The 21,660-nt window shown below is 72.9% G+C and carries 19 protein-coding genes; 8 read left to right on the forward strand and 11 right to left on the reverse strand.

Annotated elements, in window-relative coordinates; translation table 11 throughout:
- Positions 1-176: 176 nt before the first annotated feature.
- Positions 177-1,703 carry an ATP-dependent DNA ligase gene (locus AB0D67_RS20470; protein WP_362937659.1) on the reverse strand — a complete coding sequence of 509 codons (1,527 nt, stop codon included), beginning with the start codon at positions 1,701-1,703 and terminating at the stop codon, positions 177-179.
- Positions 1,704-1,917: 214 nt separating this feature from the next.
- Entirely contained in the window at positions 1,918-2,292 is a 375-nt protein-coding gene (locus AB0D67_RS20475; RefSeq protein ID WP_362937662.1) for an FKBP-type peptidyl-prolyl cis-trans isomerase, read from the reverse strand.
- A 459-nt stretch (positions 2,293-2,751) separates the two neighbouring features.
- Here AB0D67_RS20475 and AB0D67_RS20480 point away from each other — a divergent pair, with 459 nt between their 5' ends.
- The 4 genes from AB0D67_RS20480 (at position 2,752) to AB0D67_RS20495 (ending at position 7,281) form a co-directional block, all read left to right on the forward strand.
- Positions 2,752-4,044, forward strand: coding sequence for an extracellular solute-binding protein (locus tag AB0D67_RS20480; RefSeq protein WP_362937664.1), 1,293 nt, complete (start codon positions 2,752-2,754; stop codon positions 4,042-4,044).
- A 193-nt stretch (positions 4,045-4,237) separates the two neighbouring features.
- Positions 4,238-5,221, forward strand: a complete 984-nt coding sequence (locus AB0D67_RS20485; RefSeq protein ID WP_362937667.1) for a sugar ABC transporter permease — start codon at positions 4,238-4,240, stop codon at positions 5,219-5,221.
- Positions 5,222-5,312: 91 nt separating this feature from the next.
- On the forward strand, positions 5,313-6,116 hold the full coding sequence (locus AB0D67_RS20490; protein WP_362937670.1) for a carbohydrate ABC transporter permease: 804 nt from the start codon (positions 5,313-5,315) through the stop codon (positions 6,114-6,116).
- 169 nt (positions 6,117-6,285) lie between these two features.
- On the forward strand, positions 6,286-7,281 hold the full coding sequence (locus AB0D67_RS20495; RefSeq protein ID WP_362937673.1) for a LacI family DNA-binding transcriptional regulator: 996 nt from the start codon (positions 6,286-6,288) through the stop codon (positions 7,279-7,281).
- Positions 7,282-7,374: 93 nt separating this feature from the next.
- On the opposite strand, the gene AB0D67_RS20500 is transcribed toward AB0D67_RS20495, so the two are convergent.
- Both AB0D67_RS20500 and AB0D67_RS20505 read right to left on the reverse strand, forming a co-directional pair.
- Positions 7,375-8,373: a LacI family DNA-binding transcriptional regulator gene (locus tag AB0D67_RS20500; RefSeq protein ID WP_362937676.1), complete on the reverse strand. Its 999-nt coding sequence runs from the start codon at positions 8,371-8,373 to the stop codon at positions 7,375-7,377.
- On the reverse strand, positions 8,370-9,740 hold the full coding sequence (locus tag AB0D67_RS20505; RefSeq protein ID WP_362937679.1) for a GH1 family beta-glucosidase: 1,371 nt from the start codon (positions 9,738-9,740) through the stop codon (positions 8,370-8,372). The genes AB0D67_RS20500 and AB0D67_RS20505 overlap by 4 nt, the downstream gene beginning before the upstream one ends.
- A gap of 870 nt (positions 9,741-10,610) precedes the next feature.
- Between AB0D67_RS20505 and AB0D67_RS20510 the strand changes: the two genes are divergently transcribed.
- A complete protein-coding gene (locus AB0D67_RS20510; RefSeq protein ID WP_362937682.1) occupies positions 10,611-12,047 on the forward strand; it encodes a YncE family protein in 1,437 nt (478 codons plus the stop codon).
- Here AB0D67_RS20510 and AB0D67_RS20515 read toward each other — a convergent pair.
- Complete coding sequence (locus AB0D67_RS20515) at positions 11,950-12,801, reverse strand: general stress protein (RefSeq protein ID WP_362937685.1); 852 nt, start codon at positions 12,799-12,801, stop codon at positions 11,950-11,952. The two genes, AB0D67_RS20510 and AB0D67_RS20515, sit on opposite strands and share 98 nt — an antisense overlap.
- Positions 12,802-12,928: 127 nt before the next feature.
- Entirely contained in the window at positions 12,929-14,371 is a 1,443-nt protein-coding gene (locus tag AB0D67_RS20520; RefSeq protein WP_362937688.1) for a GuaB1 family IMP dehydrogenase-related protein, read from the reverse strand.
- A 135-nt stretch (positions 14,372-14,506) separates the two neighbouring features.
- On the opposite strand from AB0D67_RS20520, the gene AB0D67_RS20525 reads away from it, so the two are divergent.
- On the forward strand, positions 14,507-14,971 hold the full coding sequence (locus tag AB0D67_RS20525; RefSeq protein WP_362937691.1) for a GyrI-like domain-containing protein: 465 nt from the start codon (positions 14,507-14,509) through the stop codon (positions 14,969-14,971).
- 55 nt (positions 14,972-15,026) lie between these two features.
- Here AB0D67_RS20525 and AB0D67_RS20530 read toward each other — a convergent pair whose 3' ends face one another.
- The 5 genes from AB0D67_RS20530 to AB0D67_RS20550 form a co-directional block, all read right to left on the reverse strand.
- Positions 15,027-15,563, reverse strand: coding sequence for a hypothetical protein (locus tag AB0D67_RS20530; RefSeq protein ID WP_362937694.1), 537 nt, complete (start codon positions 15,561-15,563; stop codon positions 15,027-15,029).
- Positions 15,563-15,799: a helix-turn-helix transcriptional regulator gene (locus tag AB0D67_RS20535; protein ID WP_362937736.1), complete on the reverse strand. Its 237-nt coding sequence runs from the start codon at positions 15,797-15,799 to the stop codon at positions 15,563-15,565. Before AB0D67_RS20535 ends, AB0D67_RS20530 begins: the two co-directional genes overlap by 1 nt.
- A gap of 19 nt (positions 15,800-15,818) precedes the next feature.
- On the reverse strand, positions 15,819-16,733 hold the full coding sequence (locus AB0D67_RS20540; RefSeq protein WP_362937697.1) for an ABC transporter permease: 915 nt from the start codon (positions 16,731-16,733) through the stop codon (positions 15,819-15,821).
- Entirely contained in the window at positions 16,730-17,572 is an 843-nt protein-coding gene (locus AB0D67_RS20545) for an ABC transporter ATP-binding protein (protein WP_362937700.1), read from the reverse strand. The genes AB0D67_RS20540 and AB0D67_RS20545 overlap by 4 nt, the downstream gene beginning before the upstream one ends.
- A 102-nt stretch (positions 17,573-17,674) precedes the next feature.
- Positions 17,675-18,808, reverse strand: a complete 1,134-nt coding sequence (locus AB0D67_RS20550; protein WP_362937703.1) for a CaiB/BaiF CoA-transferase family protein — start codon at positions 18,806-18,808, stop codon at positions 17,675-17,677.
- Positions 18,809-18,936: 128 nt separating this feature from the next.
- Between AB0D67_RS20550 and AB0D67_RS20555 the strand changes: the two genes are divergently transcribed.
- Together AB0D67_RS20555 and AB0D67_RS20560 are read left to right on the forward strand one after the other, a co-directional pair.
- Complete coding sequence (locus AB0D67_RS20555; RefSeq protein WP_362937706.1) at positions 18,937-20,628, forward strand: serine/threonine-protein kinase; 1,692 nt, start codon at positions 18,937-18,939, stop codon at positions 20,626-20,628.
- Between the two features lies 1 nt (position 20,629).
- Complete coding sequence (locus tag AB0D67_RS20560; protein WP_362937709.1) at positions 20,630-21,616, forward strand: NAD(P)-dependent oxidoreductase; 987 nt, start codon at positions 20,630-20,632, stop codon at positions 21,614-21,616.
- Positions 21,617-21,660 lie beyond the last annotated feature (44 nt).

The following is a 21,660-nucleotide window of genomic DNA, read 5'->3' on the forward strand; positions in this document are numbered from 1 at the left end:
ATCTTGGAAATGCCGGTGGTACGCGGATTTCCGCCTAGATCGAATGAGGCCAGCCGCACGCGCCGGACATGGTGATCCGCATCGTGGCGTGCCGGTGTGATCCGGGCGGTGAATCTTCGGGGACGCTGGAGCCGTGCGGGCTTCGGGGCGTTTCCCCGATGCGGGGCTCGCGGCCCTCAGAACATGAGGGAGCGCACCGTCTCGACGGTGTCGGCCTCGCCGGCGCTCTTGTCGGGCCGGTAGCGGATGACCCGGGCGAAGCGCAGTGCCATCCCACCGGGATAACGGCTCGACTGCTGGACCCCGTCGAACGCGATCTCGACCACGAGCTCGGGGCGGACGGTGACCGTCAAGCCGTCGGCGGGACCCTCGGCGATCTCCAGCAGGCGGTCGGTCTGCCACGCCAGCAACTCGTCGGTCAACCCCTTGAAGGTCTTGCCGAGCATGACGAAGCCGCCGGTGCCCGGGTCGAGCGCTCCCAGGTGGAGATTGGAGAGCCTGCCCTGACGCCGGCCGTGTCCCCATTCGGCGGCGAGGACCACCAGGTCGAGAGTGTGCCGGGGCTTCACCTTGATCCATCCGGCGCCGCGCCTCCCGGCGGCGTAGGGCGCCCGCAGGGACTTGACCACCACGCCCTCGTGGCCGCTCCGGAGCACGTCCTTGAAGAACGTCTCGGCGCTCGCGAGGTCGTCGGTCACCAGGCGGGGGGTCACCAGCTCCGCGGGGACGGCCGCCGCGAGGGCGGCGTGGCGCGCCTCACCGGGCAGGTCGAGCAGGTCGGCGCCGTCCACCCGCAGCGCGTCGAAGAAGAACACGCTCAACGGGGTCTTCGCGCGGACCCCCGGCACGTCGAGGCGGCTCGACACGCGGCCGGAGGTGACCTGGAAGGGCTGGGGGCGGCCGTCGGGGCGCAGCGCGATGACCTCGCCGTCCAGGACCAGATCCGCGGCGGGCAGCGCGCGGACCGCCTCGACCAGCTCGGGCACCTGGGCGGTGATGTCGTCGAGCGTGCGGGTGAAGACGGTGACCTCGTCGCCGGAGCGGTGCGCCTGCACCCGGACACCGTCGAGTTTCCATTCGAGCGCGACCGGCCCGCCCAGCTTGTCCAGTGCGGCGGCCACGGAGACGGCGCTCTGGGCGAGCATCGGGGCGACCGGGTGGCCGACCTCCAGGCGGAAGGCGCGCAGGGCGTCGACCCCGCCGGCCAGTGCGGCGGCGCCCACGGCGGGAAGCCAGCCGCGCAAGGTCAGCGCCCGCCGGACCTCCGCCACCGGGACCCCGGCGGCCTTGGCGACGGCTTCCGTCATCACCCCGTGCAGCGCGCCCTGGCGCAGCTCGCTGCGGAGCAGCCGGGACAGGAAGACCTGCTCCTGGCGGGTGACGGCGCCGAACAGCTCCTCGACCAGGGTCTTGCGCGCGAGCTGGGAACCGGGGCCGGCCTGGGCCTTGATGCGGTCGAGGAGGTCGTTCACCTCGCGCAGGGTGGCGGTCGCGGCCAGACGGGGTTCGGGCGGGTCCTGCAGGGCGGCCCAGCCCACGCCGACGTTGCGCTGGGGCAGCTCGCCGGAGAGGTAGGCGATGGCGATCTCCGCCTCGCCGGGCTCGGTCCTGCCGAGCAACTCCGCGAGCTGGGAGATCTTCGCCAGGCGTGCGGGAGTGGCCGCCACGGCGGCCGAGGTGCGTGCGAGCTCGATCAGCAACACAGCCATCACCCTACGAGTCGCGGCCGGTGTTCCGGCGACGAGGGCCGCCGCTTTCCGGATGCCTGCCCGGGAACGGATCCCTGCCGTGCGGCGGGCGCCTGCCCGGGGACAGGGGGGACCGGCGGTGGGCGGGCGGCCGGGACCGGGCGCTCACCCGGCGACGGGCGGCCGGCCGGGTCCGGTCATCCGGAACGGGCGGCCGCCCGCGGTGACGTCAGTTCACGCCGAGCAGGTCGACGACGAAGATGAGCGTCTCGCCAGGCTTGATGAGGGGTCCCGCGCCGCGGTTGCCGTAGCCGAGGTGGGGCGGGATGACGAGCCGGCGGCGGCCGCCGACCTTCATGCCCGCGACGCCCTGGTCCCATCCCGCGATCACCCGTCCGCCCCCCAGCGGGAACTGGAAGGTGTCGCCGTGGTTCCACGAGGCGTCGAACTCCTCGCCGGTGGAGAAGGCGACGCCGACGTAGTGCACGGTGACCATGTCACCCGGCTTGGCCTCCTGGCCGCTTCCCTCGACGAGGTCGGTGATCTGCAGCTCCGAGGGGGCCTCGCCCTCGGGGAAGTCGATCTCCGGCTTCTCCAGTGCCACGTGGTTCTCCTTATCGGTTGCGCGCCGGCCGTTTTCCGGCCGACCGGACGACTCTACGGGGTCGGGCGGACACGCGAGGGACGCAGGTGTCCCCTCCCGCTCCCGGCGTGGCGCCACGGGAGGGTGAGCCGCCCGGCACATACGAGAGAGCGGTTTCCCAAACGGGCCCGGTCGAGCGTCCGTCCGCCTCCGGCCCGCTTGCAGAACAAGATCCCGGTACGGCTCCATCTCGCAGGGGGAGCGCTCCCGCGGAGCGTGCCGGCTGTCTTAAAAATGGCTTTGAAGTGCAAAAACATAAAGAGGAAGCGGCTGGAACGCTGAGGGCGCCGCCCCGCTTCGCACGGCTCGGTAACGGCGATCGTTATCCCCGAAGATGTTGACACGCCCCCCGTGTGCCATCAGCCTCTCTTCCTGAGAGCGCTCTCTCCATGATCATCTTGAGAACCCAGGGAGGGTTCCATGAGCACCCCACGCCGTCTGCTCGCCCCGGTGGTCGCCGCGTCCGCACTCGCCCTGAGCCTCGCCGCCTGTGGCGGCGGTTCCGCCACGGGCGGCGCGGACGCCGCCAAGCCGGGAGAGAAGATCAAGCTGACGGTCGCCCTCTTCGGCGACTTCGGCTTCAAGCCGCTGTACGAGGAGTACCGGAAGACCCACCCCGACGTGGAGATCGTCGAGCGGGTGACGAAGTTCGACGACCATCACAACAACCTGGTCAAGCAGCTGGCCACCAACGCGGGCGCCGCCGACGTCGAGGCCGTCGAGGTGGGCTTCATCAGCACCTTCACCGCCCAGCCCGCCAAGTTCCACGACCTCAAGGAGTTCGGTCTGGACCGGCGGAAGAGCGACTACCTCGACTGGAAGTGGCAGCAGGGCCTGTCGAAGGACGGCTCCACGCTGCTCGGCCTCGGCACCGACGTCGGCGGCCTGGCCATGTGCTACCGCAGGGACCTGTTCGAGAAGGCCGGTCTGCCCGACGAGCGGGAGAAGGTCTCCGAGCTCTGGCCGACGTGGGACGCCTACATCGAGACCGGCAAGAAGTTCACCGAGGCCAAGGTTCCGGGCGCCAAGTTCGTCGACAGCCCGGGAGAGCTGTTCCGGGCCATGGTCAACCAGGCCCCGACCGGCTTCTACGACCAGCAGGACAACCTCATCGCGAGCGGCAACCCGGATGTGCGGAAGGCGTGGGACACCTCCGTCAAGGTCGTCCAGAACGGGCTGTCGGCCAAGCTCGCCGCCTTCTCCCCGCCGTGGAACACCGGTTTCGCCAAGGGCTCCTTCGCCACGATCATCTGCCCCGCCTGGATGACCGCCTACATCCAGGAGCAGGCCAAGGACGCCACGGGCAAGTGGGACATCGCCACGGTGCCCGGCGGCGCCGGCAACAGCGGCGGCTCGCACCTCATGGTTCCCAAGCAGAGCAAGCACCCCAAGGAGGCGGCCGAGCTGATCGACTTCCTCACCTCCAAGGAGAACCAGGCCAAGGTGTTCAAGGAGACGGGCAGCTTCCCCTCCATCCCCGCCCTCTACGACGACCCGTCGATCAAGGACTTCACCAAGCCGTTCTTCAACGACGCCCCGGTCGGCAAGATCTACTCCGAGGCCGCCAAGGCGCTCAAGCCCCAGCACCTCGGCCCGAAGGAGGCCCTGGTCCGTGCGGCCTTCGGTGACGGCATCGGCCGTGTCGAGCAGGGCAAGCAGCAGCCCGAGGAAGCCTGGAACCAGGCCCTCAAGGACGCCGAAACCGTCAAGTGACGGCGCGGCCGGCTCGGAACGACCGGGCCGGCTCCCCCACCCGGCACGGGCCGGATCCCCGCACCGGCCCGCCAGGCCCCGCACCGGCGCGCCGAGCCCCGGGCCGGCGCCCCCGGCCTCGGATCGGCGTCCCGGTTCCCCGGCCCGCCGGCCCTCCGAAAAGTGATCATCCGACCTCCTGAAAGGCCCAGCCATGGCCACTCGTGCCCCGGACCGGCCGGCGGCCACGATCACGGGGCGGGCGTCCCACCGCCCGCCCCGGCGCTCCCTGCGCCACCGGCTCGACGTGAAAGTCTCGCCGTACGCCTACGTCGCTCCGTTCCTCGCCCTGTTCTGCGCGTTCGGCCTGTTCCCCCTCATCTACACCGCCTGGGTGAGCCTGCACGAGTGGACCCTGCTCTCGGACGTCCACGAGTTCATCGGCCTGGACAACTTCGCCAAGCTGTTCGGTGACGGCTACTTCTGGAACGCCACCTTCAACACCCTGTCCATCGGGGTGCTGTCCACCGTCCCGCAGCTGGTCATGGCGATCTGGCTGGCGAACATGCTCAACCGTCCGCTGCGGGCGCAGACCTTCTTCCGGATCACGCTCCTGCTGCCCAACGTGACCAGCGTGGTCGCGGTCGTGGTGATCTTCAGCCAGCTGTTCGGCCGCGACTTCGGCCTGGTCAACTGGGTGCTCTCCTGGTTCGGCGCCGACGGCGTCGCCTGGAGCGAGGGCACCCTCTCCTCCCACATCGCCCTCTCCGTCATGATCATGTGGCGGTGGACGGGGTACAACGCCCTGATCTTCCTCGCCGCCATGCAGGCCGTACCGCGGGAGCTCTACGAGGCGGCGACCCTCGACGGCGCGTCGCCGTACACCCAGCTCCGGAGGATCACCATCCCGATGATCCGGCCGACGATCATCTTCGTGGTGATCGTCTCCACGATCGGGGCGATGCAGGTCATCGCCGAGCCGCTGCTGTTCGGCGCCGGCACCAACGGCGGCAACATCGTCACCGGCGGACCGGACCGGCAGTTCCAGACACTCGCGCTCTACGTGTACGAGCGCGGCTTCGTCAACTTCGACTTCGGCTACGCCTCGGCCGCCTCGTGGGTCATGTTCGCCTTCGTGGTGGTCGCCGCGGCCGTCAACTACCTGTTCATCAGCCGTTCCCGGGGAGACCTGAAATGACCCGGCCGGCGCACCGAGGACCCGGGGACGACCGGAACGGCCCGGACGGCCGGGGTGACCGGCGCGACGGGCCGAAGGAGGTGAGCGGCCGATGAGGCTGCGCTATCTGACGCTGACCGCGGTGGCGTTCTTCTCCGCGTTCCCCCTGTACTACAGCGTGGTCGTCGCCTCCCGCGACAACGCCGCGCTCGCCCAGGTTCCGCCCCCGCTGCTGCCCGGCGGCAACTTCTTCGCGAACGTGGAGCGGGTCTTCGACACCGTCCCGTTCGGGCTGGCGCTGCTCAACTCGTTCGTGGTCTCCGGCTCGATCGCCGTCACCGTGATGTTCTTCTCGACGCTGGCCGGGTTCGCCTTCGCGAAGCTGCGGTTCCGGGGCAGGAACGTCATGCTGCTGATCACCGTGGGGACCATGATGGTCCCGGCCCAGCTCGGCATCATCCCGCTGTACATGCTCATGGTGAAGGTCGAGTGGACCGGCACCATGTACGCGCTGGTGGTCCCGGCGCTGGTCAACGCGTTCGGCGTGTTCTTCATGACGCAGTTCCTGCAGCGCGCGCTGCCGACGGAGCTGCTGGAGGCGGGCAGGATCGACGGCTGCACCACCTGGGGGCTGTTCCGGAACGTCGTGATCCCGGCGGCCCGGCCGGCGGCGGCCGTGCTCGGCATGCTCACGTTCATGACCGCCTGGAACGACTACTTCTGGCCGCTGGTCGTCCTGACCCCGGAGAACCCGACGGTGCAGGTGGCCCTGTCCACGCTCGCCAGCGGATACGTCAACGACTTCGTGCTCGGGCTGTCCGGGACCGCGGTGGGCACCCTTCCGCTGCTCCTGGTGTTCGCGTTGCTCGGCAAGCAGATCATCGGAGGGATCATGCAGGGGGCGGTGAAGGGGTGAGCCACCCCGGGTGAAGCGGCCGCCCGGTCCCGGACGGCCGCCGGACGAGGACACCGGCCGCCGGAAGAAGAGACCGGCCGCCGGATGAGGACACCGGCCGCCGGGCGAGGGCACCGCACCGCGGCGCCCGAGGCCGCCCGACGGAAAAGAACTGCTGGGGGAGTGGCAGATGAGACGACCCACTTTGGAGGCGGTCGCCGCCCGCGCGGGAGTCTCCCGGGCGACCGTCTCCCGGGTGGTGAACGGCCAGGCCACCGTCACTCCGGACATCCGTGAGACGGTGATGCGGGCGGTGCGCGAGCTGGGCTACGTCCCCAACGGCGCGGCGCGGAACCTGGTCACCCAGCGGACCAACTCGATCGCGCTGGTGGTGTCGGAGTCACCGAACCGGGTGTTCTCCGACGACCCGATGTTCTCCACGGTCATCCGGGTGGCCAGCCTGGAGCTGGAGGCCGCGGGCAGGCAGACGGTGCTGCTGCTGGCGGGGTCGCCGGAGAGCCACGCCCGGGTGGAGAACTACATCGCCGGCGGCCACGTGGACGGCGTCATGCTCGTGTCGAGCCACAGCGCCGACCCGCTGCCCGGCACGTTCACCCGGCTGCGCGTCCCGGTCGTGTCGTACGGCAGACCCGCGGTGCCGGTCGAGATCCCCTACGCGGACGGCGAGAACGCGGCGGGCGCCGCCACCGCCGTACGTCACCTGCTGGAGCGGGGACGCCGCCGGATCGCGACCATCACCGGGCCGCTGGACATGGTGGCCGGCCAGGACCGCCTGGCCGGATACCGGGACGTCCTGAGGGAGGCCGACCGCCGCTCCATCGTCGCGGTCGGCGACTTCACCCGCGAGTCGGGCGCGACGGCGACGCGGCAGCTCCTGGCGGACGACCCGGCACTGGACGCGGTGTTCGCGGCCAACGACCTGATGGCGATCGGGGCCCTGCACGCGCTGCGCCAGGCCGGCCGCCGGGTCCCCGCCGACGTCGCGGTCGTCGGCTACGACGACATAGAGGCGGCCCGCTACACCGACCCGCCGCTCACGACGGTCAGCGTCCCGCACGCCGAGCAGGCCGCCACCATGGTGCGGCTGCTGCTCACGCTGATGGAGGGGAGACCGGCCGAGCCGGTGCTCATGCCGGCCGGTCTCGTCGTCAGGAAGTCCACCTAGGCGGGTCCACCGGGGAGCCGACCGGGCGATCCACGCGGAAAGCGGCCCGCCGCTCCCCCCGGGGGGAGCGGCGGGAGGCCCGCGCGGAGGCGGTCAGACGGCCTTCGTGGACTCCCGCACGACGAGCTCGGTGGAGAGCACCACGGATCCCCGATCCTCCAGGCCCAGGACCATCCGGGCGAGCTGCCGTCCCATCTCCTCGGTCGGCTGCCGGACCGTGGTCAGCGGCGGCTCGGCGTAGGAGGCGGCCGGGATGTCGTCGAAGCCGACGACGGCGACGTCGCCGGGAACGGAGCGGCCGGCGTCCCGCAACGCCCGCAGCGCTCCCAGCGCCATCAGGTCGTTGGCGGCGAACACCGCGTCCAGTGCCGGGTCGTCGGCCAGCAGATGGCGCATGGCCGCCGTTCCCGACTCGCGGGTGAAGTCGCCGACCGCGACGATGGAGCGGCGGTCGGAGTCGCGCAGGACGTTCCGGTAGCCGGCGAGGCGGTCGATCCCGGCGACCATGTCCTGGGGGCCCGCGATGGCCGCGATCCGGCGGCGTCCCCGCTCCAGCAGGTGCCGCACCGCGCGCTCGGCGCCGCCGGCGTTGTCCATGTCCACGTACGGCAGCTCGCCCGCCATGGTGGGACGCCCGCTGCAGACCACCGGGACGCCCCGGCGGGCGAGGATCGCCGGCAGCGGGTCGGAGCCGTGCATCGACGCCACGATCACGCCGTCCACGTGCCCGTTGGTGGCGTAGCGCTCGACCCGGCGGTAGCTGCCCTCGGTGCCGGCGAGCATCAGCACGAGCTGCTTGTCGGCCTCCTCGAACTCCATGCTGACGCCCCGGATGATCCCGCCGAAGGTCGGGTCGTCGGAGAAGACCCTGGTGGAGGGCTCGGGGAAGACCAGGGCGATCGAGTCTGCGCGCTGGGTGACCAGGCTGCGCGCCGCCTGGTTGGGGACGTAGCCCAGCTCGTCCACGGCGCGGTTGACCGCCTCGCGGATCTGCGGGGCCACCCGGGTGGAGCCGTTGACGACCCGGGAGGCGGTCGCCCGGGACACTCCGGCCCGGGCGGCCACCTTCTCCAGCGTCGGGCGTGCTCTCACAGGCCGTTCCGCCGGATGACGTCGCGATACCACAGGGCGCTGTCCTTGGGGGTGCGGCGCTGGGTGGTGTAGTCGACGTGCACGACGCCGAACCGCTTGCCGTAGCCCTCGGCCCACTCGAAGTTGTCCATCAGTGACCACACCATATACCCGCGCAGGTCGGCGCCCTGCTCGATGGCGGCGTGCGCGGCGCGCAGGTGCGCGTCGAGGTAGGAGACCCGGTCGTGGTCGTGGACCGCGCCGTCCTTCACCTCGTCGTCGAAGGCCGCGCCGTTCTCGGTGATGACCAGCGGGGTGCCCGGGTAGTCGCGCGACAGCCGTACGAGCAGGTCGGTCAGGCCGGACGGCTGGATGGCCCAGCCCATCGCCGTCTTCGGCGCGTCGGCGCCGCCGAAGGCGATCCCCTCGCTGCCGGGGAAGACCGGGCTGGCGGGCTCGCCGGGGCGGGCCGCGACGGTCTGCGGGGTGTAGTAGTTCACGCCCAGCAGGTCGACGGGCCGGCTGATGATCTCCAGGTCGCCGTCCTCGACGAACGACCAGTCGGTGAAGCGGCGGGCCCGCTCGACCACGTCGGCCGGGTACTCGCCGCGCAGCACCGGATCGAGGAAGATCCGGTTCTGCAGGCCGTCCACCAGGGAGACCGCGAGGGGGTCTTCGCCGACCACCGGCGCGAGGTTCAGCGTGATGCCGACCTTCTCCGCCCCGCCGGCCCGCAGCGCGTCGACGGCGAGCCCGTGGCCGAGCAGGAGGTGGTGGACGGCGGCGAAGCCCAGCTCGGGCTCGGAGCGGCCGGGGGCGTGGATGCCGGAGCCGTAGCCGAGGAACGCCGAGCACCAGGGCTCGTTCAGGGTGGTCCAGGTCTCCACCCGGTCGCCCAGCCGGGCGTGCATGATCGCGGCGTAGTCGGCGAAGTGCTCGGCGGTGTCCCTGACGGTCCAGCCGCCCCGGTCCTCCAGGCTCTGCGGCAGGTCCCAGTGGTAGAGCGTCACGATCGGGGTGATGCCGGCCTCGCGCAGCTCGTCCACCAGGCGGTCGTAGAAGTCGAGGCCGCGCGGGTTGACCGGACCGGACCCGTCGGGCTGGATGCGGGGCCAGGAGACGGAGAAGCGGTAGGCGGCCAGGTCCAGGTCGCTCATCAGGCGGACGTCGTCGCTGCGGCGGTGGTAGTGGTCACAGGCCACATCGCCGGTGTGGCCGGCGCGGACCTTGCCGGGGGTCCGGGAGAAGGTGTCCCAGATGGAGGGGCCTCTGCCGTCGTCCGCGGCCGCGCCCTCGATCTGGTAGGCGGCGGTCGCCGCCCCCCAAAGGAACCCCTCGGGGAAGGTCAGCGGGCCGGTGTCGCCGGCCCCTGCGGCGGACGTGGTCATGTCTAAGGCTCCATTCTGTCGGGCACGCGCGTGAGAGCGCTCTCCCGAGAATCCCGTCCCGGAGAAGGCGTGTCAAGAAAAAACCCGACGGTAACCGTACTGTCACGGAGATCGTTTTCAAGGGAAAAGGCCGACAACTCTTCCAGAGAGCGCTCTCACGGTCTCTCGCGGGTCCATCGGGGGCGAGCCCGCGCCACCCTCCCGGCGGCGGGTACGGCCGGACCGGCGCCCGCCGTCACCGTGCGCGGATCCCCGGGACGGCGGAACCGTCCTCTCCGGAGGTCCGCGACGCGCCGGTCCGGCGCGCACCCTCCACCGGGTACGGCGGGCACTCCGGCAGGACCGTCAGCAGGCGGGAACTCCCAGTATCCCCTCCTCGATCCGCCGAGTCGAGGCCGCTCCGTCACTTCACCGGGGCCCGCCGGCCGGCGCCGTGGCCCGGTCCAGGGCAGGGTGGCGGGCCGGCCGGGCAAGAGCGCCGGCGGACCGGGCCGGGTCGCGGTGCCGGGTCGGGTCGGATCACGGCGCCGGACCGGGCCGCGGCGCCGCGTCGTGCCAGGTCGCGGTCAACCCCGGCCCGATCACTTCCGTTCCGGCCGCCGCCACGTCGATGAACGGACCAAGCCCGCGGAGGGAAAATCCGTCCTCCGCGCGTCGCGCCGCGGGCGGCCCGGCGCTACGGCGTAGAAAGACCTCCGCCGTCGTCACCGGGGAGGTCGGATGTGGCGGAGCCGGGGCCCACGGGGCCCATGGAGCCCGCGGAACCCGCGGAGTCCCCGGAGCCGGACGGTGAACGGGACCGGAGGCCGCCACCCGCGACCGCCCGGCCGCCACCCGGTCCGCCGGAGGATCCACCGGTCGTCGCTCCGTGTGCCTGCGGTCACGGTCGTGGCGTCGGTGGTCGCGGTCACGCTGGTCGCCGTGGCTGCACCCATCCAGTCCGCGGTGCCCCAGTCCGCGGTGTCTCCGGCCGGGGTGTCCCCGACCGGGGTGTCCCCGGCCGTGCGGGAACGGCCGGGGACGGGAGCGGCCGGCCCGCCCGCCCGGCCCACGGAGACCGCCTACGTCGCCGGGTTCGGTGCGGGCACCCTCTCGGTGGTCGACATCCGGGCCGGCGCGGTCACCGCCGTCGTCACCGTCGGCAGGGCCCCGGTCAGTGCGGTGGTCACCCCGCGGGGCGACCGCGTCTACGTGACCAACCTGTACTCGGGGACGGTGTCGGCGATCGACACCGGAATCGGGGCCGCCGTCCGTACCGTGGAGGTCGGCGTCGCTCCCGTCGGGGCGGCGGTCTCCCCGGACGGTCGTCGCGTCTACGTCACCAGCCAGGTCTCCGACACCGTATCGGTGATCGACACCGCCACCGACGACGTCATCGGCACCGTGCCGGTCGGCAGGGGGCCCGTCGGGGTGGCGGTCTCCCCGCGGGGCGACCGTGTCTACGTGGCCAACCTGTACTCGGAGACGGTGTCGGTGATCGACGCGCTCTCCGGCGTCGTGACCGCCACCATCGAGGCGGGCCAGAGCCCGCTGCGGCTGGTTGTCTCCCCGGACGGCGCCCGCGCCTACGTCACGAACCTCCGGGCGGCCACCGTGTCGGTGGTCGCGTTGCGGACCGGTGCCGTCACCCGCGTCATCCCCGTCGGCGCCGCCCCCCGCGAAGTGGTGATCTCTCCCGACGGAAGGCGCCTGTACGTCACCGACCCCCGGGGCGGCGCCGTGGCGGTGGTCGACACCAGGACCGGAGCCGTCGTCGAGAACATCCCGATCGGCGGCGTCCCCACCGGGATGACGATCTCCTCCGACGGCCGCCGCCTCTACGTCACCGCCTTCGACCTGGGCGCCGCCCTGGTCGTCGACACCCGGACCGACGAGATCGTCAAGGTGATCCAGGTGGGCGACAACCCCGTGGGGGTCGCCGTCAGTCACCTGACCGGCGGGAACACGGCCGAGAGGAGACCGGGTGCCGGGGGCGTCGCGTTCCCCCGGCGGGACCGCGGCTCCGCCTCGGAGCAGGACGGCCGCCACGCCGGGGCCTCCACGGCGCTGGTCAGCTCCCTCTGCCGGCAGCGGCGGGTCGTCGCCGTGAACCGGAACGGCGAAGGGCGCGGCTGCCACGGCGCTCGCCGCGGCCCCCGCGCCCTTCGTTCTCATCAGCCCTGCCGGTACCCGTTCCGCGGATCCTCGCCGCGGCAGGGAACCACGGGTCCTAGGAGCGGCTCGGGTCGGCCGTGTCGCGGTCGGGCCGGGACGTCTGCGCGGGGACCGAGTGAGGCCTGTCCTCCGGCAGGTCCCGCCCGCCGGTGAGCCCGGTGACCGGGGAACGCCCGTCCGCCGGGTGCTCGTCCGCCGTTCCCTCGGTCTCGCGGTGTCCGGTCACGAGGTGTTCCTCCGCCCGCCGCCCGGTCACGGGGCGCTCCTCCGCCCGCCGCTCGGCCTCGGGCCGCTCGTCCGCCGGCCGGTCGGCCGCGGCGCCGGGATACCGGACGCTCGGGGCGGTGGGCCGTACGGCGTCCGGGTCGTAGGTGCCCGCGGACGGCGGCACCTCGACGACGACGGTGTCGGCCGGGCCGCTGGCGGCCTCGATCACGGCGTGGGCGTTGTCCAGGTGCGAGGCCGCGACCAGCACGTCGTAGCGGCCGGCGACGATCGCGCTGCGTGAGACGAAGTCCCGCTTCCCGCCGGTGAAGAGGTGGTTGACGAACCCGAACGCGGCCCCCACCACCGCGCCCCAGAGCGCGGCCCAGAGCACGAGGACGATGAACGACATCGTGGTGGAGGTGAAGAGCCCGAGGAACGCCCCCACCACGGCGCCGAACGCCAGGCCGTTGCCGGCGCCCTTGAGCGCGGCCCTGCCGTTGGTCATCCGGCCGGTGACGGTCTCCTCCAGCCGCAGGTCGCTGCCGACGATCGCCACGTGCTCGACGGGGAACCCCGCGTCGGAGAGCATGTCCACGGTCCGCTGGGCCGCCGCGTAGTTGTCGTAGCCGACCAGCACTCTCCGGTCCACGACGACGAGCCGCTCCGCCGGCTGCGTCGTGGCGGTGGGTACGTGTGTCATGTCCGCTCGCCTTCCCGCTGTGTCAGTGGGTGATCGTTCAGGCGACTACCCCGGCGCGCGGCGACGATGCGTGCGCCCGCCGTACAGGTGTGTCACCGTACGGCGGGCGCACGCGCGGGGGAGCGGGCTACCAGCTCTGGTGCAGCGGCATGCCCTCGGTGTAGCCCGAGGAGCTCTGCACGCCGATGACCGCGCGCTCGTGGAACTCCTCCAGGTCGGCGGCCCCGGCGTAGGTGCACGCCGAGCGCAGGCCCGCCACGATGGCGTCGATCTGGTCCTCGACGCTGGGCCGGGCCGGGTCGAGGTACATCCTGGAGGTGGAGATGCCCTCCTCGAACAACGCCTTGCGGGCCCGCTCGAAGGGAGAGTCCTCCGCGGTGCGCAGCTTCACCGCGCGGGCCGAGGCCATGCCGAAGTTCTCCTTGTACCTGCGGCCGTCGGCGGCCGTGCGGGTGTCGCCGGGCGACTCGTACGTGCCGGCGAACCAGGAGCCGATCATCACGTTGGACGCCCCGGCGGCCAGGGCGAGGGCCACGTCGCGCGGGTGGCGGACGCCGCCGTCGGCCCAGACGTGGCGGCCCAGGCGGCGCGCCTCGGTCGCGCACTCCAGCACGGCGGAGAACTGCGGGCGGCCCACGCCGGTCATCATCCGGGTGGTGCACATGGCGCCCGGCCCGACGCCGACCTTGAGGATGTCGGCCCCGGCCTCGACGAGGTCGCGCACCCCGCCGGCGGTGACGACGTTGCCCGCCGCGACCGGCACGTCCGGGTCGAGCGCCCGGACCGCCTTCAGCGCACTGATCATCTTCTCCTGGTGGCCGTGGGCGGTGTCCACCACCAGGCAGTCCACCCCGGCCTCCAGCAGTTCGGCGGCCTTGGCGGCCACGTCGCCGTTGACACCGACGGCGGCGGCGACGCGCAGCCGGCCCGAGGCGTCCACGGCGGGCTTGTAGAGCGTGGCCCGCAGCGCGCCGGTGCGGGTGAGGATGCCGACCAGGCGGCCGTCGCCGTCGACGATCGGGGCGAGCCGGTGGCGGCCCTCGTGGAGCCGGTCGAACGCCTCGCGCGGGTCCAGGCCGGCGGGCAGGGTGAGCAGGCGGCCGGACGACATGACCTGCGAGAGCTGCGTGTACATGTCCACGCCGCCGCAGTCGACCTCGGTGACCACGCCGATCGGGCGGTTGTCCCGGTCGACGACGACGATCGCGTCGTGCGCCCGCTTGGGGAGCAGGTTGAGCGCCTCGCCGACGGTGTCGTGCGGGGTGAGGGTGAGCGGGGTGTCGTGGACCAGGTCGCGCCGCTTGACCCAGTCGACGACGTCGGCCACCACCTCGATGGGGATGTCCTGCGGTATCGCGGCTATGCCGCCGCGGCGGGCGACGGTCTCGGCCATGCGGCGCCCGGCGACGGCCGTCATGTTGGCCACGACGATCGGGATCGTGGTGCCGGTGCCGTCGTGGGTGGCGAGGTCGACCGAGAGGCGCGAGCCGATCGAGGAGCGCGCCGGGACCATGAAGACGTCGCTGTACGTGAGGTCGTAGGCCGGGGTCATCCCATTGAGAAACTTCACGTTCCCCCACCTTATCCGGTGAATAATGCAGCGGGAGCCTTCCCCGTTCCGGCGGTCGGGAACGGGGAGCATCACTCCGGGCTACGGCTAGGATCCCGTTTGCGTGAATCAAGCGGGATGGCCATGGGAGGCGTTGTGATCGTCGTTGATCGGCCGGAGTCGCTGGTCGTCGGCCGTGCCGTACGGACGTCGAACGCCGAGGAGGGGGAGGGTCGGGGACGGCTGGCCGCGCTGTGGGCGCGGGTCGGGGTCCCCGGAGCGTTCGCCCACGTCCCGGGCAGGGTGGATGAGAACGTCTACGCGGTGTACACCGACTACGAGAGCGGCCACCACGGCGCCTACACGGTGATCGTCGGGGTGGCGGTGCGCAGTGCCGCCGCCATGCCCGAGGGGATGGTCGCGGTGCGGGTGCCCGCCGTGCCGTGCCTGAAGCTGGAGGCGCGCGGGCAGATGCCCGAGACGCTGCGGGACGCCTGGCAGCGGCTGTGGAAGCACACCGAGTCCGGCGGCACCCCGCCCCGGGCCTTCACCACCGACCTGGAGGTCCACCGCCCCGAGGGCGTGGACCTCTACGCCGCGGTCTTCCCCTCGATGAGCTGACCCGGGCTGACCCGGGCTGACCCGGTGACCGACCGGCCTCCCGCCGGGCCGTCCCTCAGTCGTCCTCGTCGTCGTCCCGCGGCGGGTCGGGCATCCGCCAGGCCGCCAGGAGGGACGGCAGGATGTGGTGCGTCACGATCATGGCGTACACGAACAGGACGGCGGCGGCCGCGGGGACCTCGACGACCGACTCCTTCGCGCCGGTGACGACGAGGAGGACGAGTGCGAGGGCCGCGTAGAGCATGATCGTGGTGCCCCGGTGGGCGTCGGCCTGGAGCCGGCGGCGTTCGCGGGACTGGCGCTCGTCGAGGTGCTGCCCGGCGAGGCCGATGACGCCGCGGGTGGCTCCGACGAGGGCCGCGTAGACCGTCGTGTAGATCACTATCGCGGCTCCCCACAGGACGAAGGTGGTCCACATCGCCAGGGAGCTGGGTGCGAAGAACCAGCACACGATCGCGCTGATCCAGGCCAGCGCGACCGAGGCCGCGCCCACGGCCGCCAGGGTGCGGCGGCTGCGGCGGGTGGCGTACCAGGAACGCGGCGGCCAGGAGCGGGAGTGCCTCTCCACCTGCTCGGGGGTCATCCCGCCCATCACTTCACCTCGCTGCCGAGTCGGGGGAACGGTTTCAGGGAGAAGACGATCTCCACGGGCACCTCGAAGTACTCGGCGATGCGCAGGGCCAGGTGCAGGCTGGGGCTGTACTCGCCGCGTTCGAGGTAGCCGATCGTCTGGTAGTGGACGCCCAGCGCGGCGGCCAGGTCCTTGCGCGAGACGCCGCGCTCGGCCCGCAGCACCGAGATCCTGTTGTAGACGTCTTCCGTGGCCACCACGGTAGTCTCCCAGCTCTCAGGCCGCCTGGGCGGCCGGTCGCCGCTCGGCGAGCCGGGACCCCGACTCCCGCCGGGTCACCCGCCGGACCAGCCCCGGGGCCAGCAGCATCCCCGCGACCGCCCACGCGCCGAGCGCCACGGCCACCCAGGGCAGCCGCCAGTCGCCGCCGATCTCCGCGGCGAGCATGCCGTCGGGCATGAACGCCGCCCGCAGGCCGAGCCCCTGCCAGTAGAGCGGGAACGCCTGCGAGACCCACTGGACGGGCTCGGGCATGAAGGTCACCGGGAGCATGACGCCGGAGGTCACCATCAGGATCATCATCGGCAGGCCCACGACGCCCGCGGCGGTCTTCGGGTTGGGCAGCAGGCAGCCGATGGCGGCGCCCAGCGGGACCACCGCGACCGTGCCGAGCAGCAGCACCCAGGCCAGCGTCAGCCAGTCACGGGGCAGGCCGACGCCGCCGACGACCACGCCGGTGGCCAGGATCAGCGCGCCCTGCACGACGGTCTGGCAGAGGAAGGTCACCGCCCGCCCGGTGAGGTAGGCGGTGATGCCGCCGGGGAGGGTGCGCAACCGCAGCAGCGTGCCGTCCTCCCGGTCGTTGGTCAGCGCCATCGGCAGCGCCATGAGGCCGTTGGAGAAGACGGTGAACGCCAGGAAGCCGACGGTCATGAACGTCGCCCGGGAGACGCCGGTGCCCTCCACCGGGCCGTCGCCGATCCACAGGATCAGCAGTGCGAAGACCCCGACCGAGCCGACCAGGTTGGTGATCAGCTCTCTGCGGTCCTTGACCAGGTGGACGTACTCCGTCCAGCCCCGCCGCAGCCCGACGCGCAGCGCCCTGGCGTTCACGCCGCCTCCCGCCCGGGGCGTCCCGGCGGCCGCGCCACCCGGAGGGGTCGTCGTGGGTGTCGTGGTCGTTCCGGTCATGCCGCCCTCCCGATGAGGCTCAGGTAGTTCTCCTCCAGTGACGGGCGCCGGACCTGCAGGCCTGGCACCGGGCCGCCGAACCGCTCGTGCAGCTCCCACGCCGCCCGCGACGGGTCGGCCGTGGTGAGGACCCGCTCGCGGCCGTCCTCCAGCCACCGCACCTGCGACTCGGCGCGTACGGCGTCGGCCAGCTCGGCCGGGCTCCCGCACGCGACGATCTCCCCGCGGACGAGGATGGCGGTGCGGTGCGCCAGCTTCTCGGCCTCGGCGAGGTCGTGGGTGGTCAGCAGCACCGTCATGCCGTCGGCGGCGAGTCTCTCCACCAGCAGGTGGAACTCCCGGCGCGCCTCCGGGTCGAAGCCGGTCGTCGGCTCGTCCAGGAACAGCAGCTCCGGCCGGCCCACGATGCCGAGCCCCACGTCGAGGCGACGGCGCTGGCCGCCGGACAGGCGGCTCACCCGCTGCGCCGCCTGCCCGGTGAGCCCCAGCACGGCGAGCAGTTCGTCGGGGTCGCGGGGGTGGTCGTAGAACTCCCCGACGTGGGACAGCAGCTCCCGGACGCCCCAGCGGCCGTGGTCGCTCCAGCTCTGCAGCACGATCCCGAGCCTGGCCCGCCAGGCGTCGCCGGCGCGGGCCGGATCGGCGCCCAGCACGCTCACCTCGCCCGCCGACCGGTTCCGGAAGCCCTCCAGGATCTCGATCGTGGTGGTCTTGCCCGCGCCGTTGGGCCCGAGCAGTGTGAAGATCTCGCCGCGCCGGATGTCGAGGTCGATGCCCCGCAGCACCTCGGCCGTGCCGTACGCCATCCGCAACCCGCGGACGCTCACCGCAGTACTCATGCCATCGAACGTAGTACATCTACTACATTCCACACAACATGCATGACAAAGGGCGGCACATCCACTGCGGATGCACCGCCCTCAGGTAGGGGTCGGGCCGGCTCAGGCGAGCACGCCCGCGGCGCGCAGCCGTTCGGCGGCCTCCGGGTCCAGCCCCCAGTCCGACAGGTCGGAGAGGAGGGTCGCGGGGGACAGGTCGGGAGAGTCCGCGCCCTCCAGCCGCGGCGCGGGCGCGGGCTGGCGGACCCCGCCGACCTCGACGAACGTGCCGCGGGCCCGGTTGTGCGGGTGCTCGGCGGCCTCGGCCGGGTCCAAGACGGGCACGACGCAGGCGTCCGACCCGGCGAACACCTCCTCCCACTCGGCCCGGGTCCGGGAGCGGAACGCCTCGGCCAGCCGCTCGCGCAGCTCCGGCCAGCGCGCCCGGTCGTCGCGGTCGGGCAGGTCGGAAAGGCCCATCAGCGCGACCATCTCCGCCCAGAACTGCGGCTCCAGCGCGCCCACCGCGACGAACCCCCCGTCGGCGGTCTCGTAGGTGTCGTACATCGGCGCGCCGGTGTCGAGGAGGTTGGTGCCGCGCGGCCCCCAGAAGCCGCTCTGCACCCCCTGGTAGAACATGGCGAACAGGGTCGCGGCGCCGTCCACCATGGCCGCGTCGACCACCCGGCCCCGGCCGGTCCGCTCCCGCTCGAACAGGGCGAGCAGCACGCCGTAGGCGAGCATGAGGCCGCCGCCGGCGAAGTCGCCGAGGATGTTGATCGGCGGGGTGGGCTTGCCGCCCGCGCGGCCCAGCATGGACAGCACGCCCGCGACGGCGATGTAGTCGATGTCGTGCCCGGCGGTCGCGGCCAGCGGGCCCTCCTGGCCCCAGCCGGTCATCCGCCCGTACACCAGCCGGGGGTTGACGGCCCGCAGATCCTCGGGGCCGATGCCGAGGCGCTCGGCGACGCCCGGCCGGAAGACCTCGATGACCACGTCGGCGTGCGCGGCCAGCTCCCGGAACGCGGCCACCCCCTCGGGCGACTTCAGGTCCAGCCCGATCGTCCGCTTGCCGCGGTCCATCACGTCGCGGCGCGGCCGGTCCCCGGCCGCCGTGACCGCGGTCACCCGGTCGACCCGCAGCACCTCCGCTCCGTGGTCGGCCAGCATCATCCCGGCGAACGGTCCCGGGGCCAGGCCGGCCAGCTCCAGTACACGGACCCCGGACAGCGGGCCGCTCCTGGTCACGCGCTCCATGCGATCTCCTCTCCGGGGCCAAGTAGAACAACATTCGGCTCCGGGTGGCAAGACGTCCGCGCCGGACCACCCGCGGCCGGTCGGTGTGGGAAACTTACGGCTTATCCGATGGGATCTAGGGGTCAGTGATGACGTATCCGGACGGTGGACGGGTGGTCGCCGGGCGCTACCGGCTGCTGAGAGAGATCGGCAGGGGCGGCATGGGCGTGGTCTGGGAGGGATACGACACCCTCCTCGACCGGCCCGTCGCGATCAAGGAGGTGCTGCTGCCGCCGAACCTCCCCCCGGACGAGCGCGAGCGCCAGCTCGCCCGCACCTCCCGTGAGGCCAGGACGGCGGCGCGGCTCAACCACCGGGGCATCGTGGCGGTCTACGACGTCGCCGAGGAGGACGGCCGTCCCTGGATCGTCATGGAGCTGGTCCGGGCCCGCGGCCTGGACCAGGCGGGCACGCTGCCGGTCCACCAGGCCGCCGGGATCGGCCGCCAGGTGCTGTCGGCGCTGCGGGCGGCCCACGAGGCGGGCATCCTGCACCGCGACGTCAAGCCCAGCAACATCCTGCTGGCCGACGACGGCCGGGCCGTGCTGACCGACTTCGGCATCGCCACCCTGGAGGGCGACGCCTCGCTGACCCAGACCGGCATGGTGACCGGTTCGCCCAGCTTCCTGCCGCCGGAACGTGCCACCGCGGGCCCCTCCGGCCCCTGGTCCGACCTGTGGTCGCTCGGCGCGACCCTCTACGCGGCGCTGCTGGGCCAGGGCCCCTTCGAGCGGCCCACGGCCATCGCCACCCTCGGGGCGCTCATCACCGAGGAGCCCGACTTCAGCCGGGTGCCGCCGGAGATGCGCGAGGTGCTCACCGGCCTACTCCAGCGCGACCCGGCCCACCGGCTCACCGCCGAGCAGGCCGACCTGCTGCTGGCCGAGGCGAGCGGCGCCGCGCCCGCGGGGCCGCGACGCGACGCGACGGGGCCCCGCCGTGCCGACCGGCACCGTACGGCGGAGACCCCCGCGTTCTCCGGGGCTCCCGGAGTCACCGGCTCCACCGGCTCCACCGGCTCCACCGGGACCTCCCGGTCCTCCAGGGCCACCGGGTCCCACGCCCCCGCCCGGGAGCGGCGGCACGCCGGGCGGATCGCGCTGATCGCGGCGGCCGTGGCCGTCCTCGGCGGAGGCGGCGCCGCGGCCCTGGCGATGAGCGGGAACGGCGAGCCCGACCCCTCCGCGGCGCCTCCGGTCACGCAGACCGCCACCGTGGGACCGGCCGGCACCGGCACGCCCGGCGACACGGCGACGCCGAGCGCCTCGCCCTCGCCCAGCCCCACCCCCACCAAGCCCAGGAAGCCCGCCCAGCAGCTGCGGCTCTGGCAGGCCAAGGCCCCGGACAACTGGACGATCGGCTACCCGGCCGGCTGGCGGGGCGACTGGGCCGCCGAGACGAACTACACCCAGTGGCTCAGCCCCGACGGCAAGGCCCACCTCGGGGTCGAGGTGCTCCCCGAGAACGCCGGGAACCTGGGCTCGCTCCAGGAGACCGTCCGGGACGACACCGCCCAGTGGAGCGAGATCCTCAGCGAGAAGACGGCGAACATCCCGCTCGCCTACGGCTCCGGGCTCGACTGGACGTTCACCTGGAAGACGGACCAGATCGGGGGCGCGCCGTGGGCCAAGCCGGGCGTGACCTACCGCGAGACGCGCCGGTTCGTCGGCGTCGGCGACACGGTCTTCGTGCTGAGCTGGACGGCCGCCGAGGGGTGGAACGGGCGCCCCGGGCTCATGGACAAGATCTTCGCGAGCTTCCACCCGCGGGGAGGCGAATGAGATGACCGTTGAGGCCCCCTGGCGGGTGCTGGCGCTGCCTCCGCTGCCCGCGGAGGCTCTGCGCGGCCTGCTCGGCCCGCTCGGCGGCCGGGTGGAGGTGTCGGTCCCGGAGAGCCGTGACCGCGCCGGGCTGCTCGCCGCGCTGGCCGGCGCCGAGATCGTGGTCGGCGACTGGAGCGGCGGGCTCGTGCTCGACGCCGAGGCCGTTCGCGCCGCCCCGCGGCTGGCGTTCGTGCAGCAGCCCTCGGTGGGCGTGGACGGCCACGACCTCGCCGCGCTGGCCGCCGCCGGCGTGCCGCTGTCCAACACCGCCGGGGTGAGCGCCGTCGCGGTGGCCGAATGGTGCCTCGCCGCCGCGCTCTCGCTGTCGCGGCGGCTGCCCGAGGCCGACGCCGCGGTCCGCGCCGGCGGCTGGCCGCAGCTCGACCTCGGCCCCAGGGAGCTGTACGGCTCGCGCGTGGGGATCGTCGGCTTCGGCCCGATCGGCCGGGAGTGCGGGCGGATGTTCGCCGCGCACGGCTGCGAGGTGTCCTACTGGACCCGGCGGCCCCGCGAGACCCCCTACGCCCACCGGCCGCTGCCGGAGCTGGTCGCCTCCTCCGACGTGCTGGTGGTGGTGATCGCGCTGACCGGGGAGACCCGGGGGCTGGTCGACCCGCTGCGGATGCCCGCCGGGTCGCTGCTGGTCAACGCGGCCCGCGGGGGAGTGGTCGACGGGACGGCCCTGCTTTCGGCCCTCTCCTCCGGGCACCTGGGCGGAGCCGCGCTCGACGTGTTCGAGACCGAGCCGCTCCCCGCGGACGACCCGCTGCGCGGCCACCCCAGGGTGCTGCTGTCGCCGCACGTGGCGGGGGTGACCGCGCAGGCCACCGGGCGGCTGGTCCGGCGGGTCCTGGACAACCTCGGCGCCGCCCTCGACGGCCGCCCTGTGACCGATGTGGTCAATGAGGCGGGGGTGGTCGTCCGCCGCCGGACGGGGCGGGCGTAGAGTTTCCGCGCGTTTAACGTGTCCCGTCTGGCTCCGACGACATG

The sequence above is a fragment of the Streptosporangium sp. NPDC048047 genome (genome assembly GCF_040653115.1).
Lineage (GTDB): Bacteria > Actinomycetota > Actinomycetes > Streptosporangiales > Streptosporangiaceae > Streptosporangium.